The following is a 1,429-nucleotide window of genomic DNA, read 5'->3' as shown; positions in this document are numbered from 1 at the left end:
CGCCAGCGGACGCACGGTGCCGTCGGACGTCGTCGTGCTGGGGCGAGGTCGGGCTCGCCGGCGAGGTGCGTCCGGTCGCCAACCTCGAGACGCGGCTGCGCGAGGCGGCCCGCATCGGGCTCACCCGCGCGGTGGTCCCGGCCGGCGGTCCGCGGCCGTCCGTGGCCGGCATGAGCACCGTCGCGGTGGCCTCCGTGGAGGAGGCGCTGGGCGTCCTGGCCACGGCACCCACGCCGACTCGCCTGCGCGCCCCTAGACTGAGCCCCGACCGTTCGCACGTCAGCAAAGGCCCCGCCCATGGCAACCTCCGACCGCACCGGCGACGCCACCGCGGCCCGCCTGCGCAGCACCTCGCCGCCGTCGCGCCCGGCACGGCGCTCCGCGAGGGGCTCGAGCGCATCCTGCGCGGCCGCACCGGCGCCCTCGTCGTGGTCGGCGGTGACCGGCAGGTGGAGGCGCTGTCCACCGGCGGCTTCGCCCTCGACGTGCCGTTCACGGCCACCGGCCTGCGCGAGCTGGCCAAGATGGACGGCGCGATCATCCTCGACAAGGACGTCACCCGCATCCAGCGGGCGGCCGTCCACCTCATGCCCGACCCGTCGATCCCGACCGAGGAGTCCGGCACCCGCCACCGCACCGCCGACCGGGTCGCGCGGCAGACCGGCGTCCCCGTCATCTCGGTGTCGGCCTCGATGCACATCATCGCGCTGTACCTGGACGACACCCGCTACGTGCTGGAGGACGCGAGCGTCGTCATCGCCCGCGCCAACCAGGCGCTGGCGACGCTCGAGCGCTACCGCACCCGCCTGGACGAGGTCACCGACGCGCTGTCCGCGCTCGAGATCGAGGACCTCGTCACCGTGCGCGACGTCGCCGCGGTCGCCCAGCGCCTGGAGATGGTCAGCCGCATCGCCGGCGAGATCGAGACCTACGTGCTCGAGCTCGGCACCGACGGACGCCTGCTGGCCCTGCAGCTCGAAGAGCTCATCAGCGGCGTCGACACCGAGCGCGAGCTGCTGGTGCGCGACTACCAGCCCGCCGGCCGCGCAAGCGCAGCACCGAGGACGTCCTGGAGGAGATGGCCGCCATCGACTCCAGCTCGCTGGTCGACCTGGGCAAGGTCGCCCGCGCCATGCGCATCGGCACCGAGGACACCCTGGACAACGCGCTCGCTCCCCGCGGCTACCGCCTGCTGGCCCGCGTGCCGCGCCTGCCCGGCGCCGTCGTCGACCGCCTGGTCGACCACTTCGGCTCGCTGCAGAAGCTGCTCGCCGCCAGCATGGAGGACCTGCAGACGGTCGAGGGCGTCGCGACCTGCGGGCCCGCAGCCGTCCGCGAGGGGCTGTCGCGCCTCGCGGAGTCGAGCATCCTCGAGCGATACGTCCTGCGCTCAGCCCGCCGCGTCGGGGCTCGGGCGTGCACTCACCCG

Annotated in this window: 1 protein-coding gene; it reads left to right on the top strand. The window is 74.6% G+C overall.

The genetic code is table 11. From position 1 onward, the window contains the following. A partial coding sequence (gene disA, locus AC2W7G_RS16245; protein WP_485869351.1) for a DNA integrity scanning diadenylate cyclase DisA occupies window positions 1–1,429 on the top strand: 1,429 nt, incomplete at both ends.

The organism is Aeromicrobium sp. PFPM2_SD2 (assembly GCF_057364525.1).
This window is presented reverse-complemented; position numbering and strand designations above follow the sequence as displayed.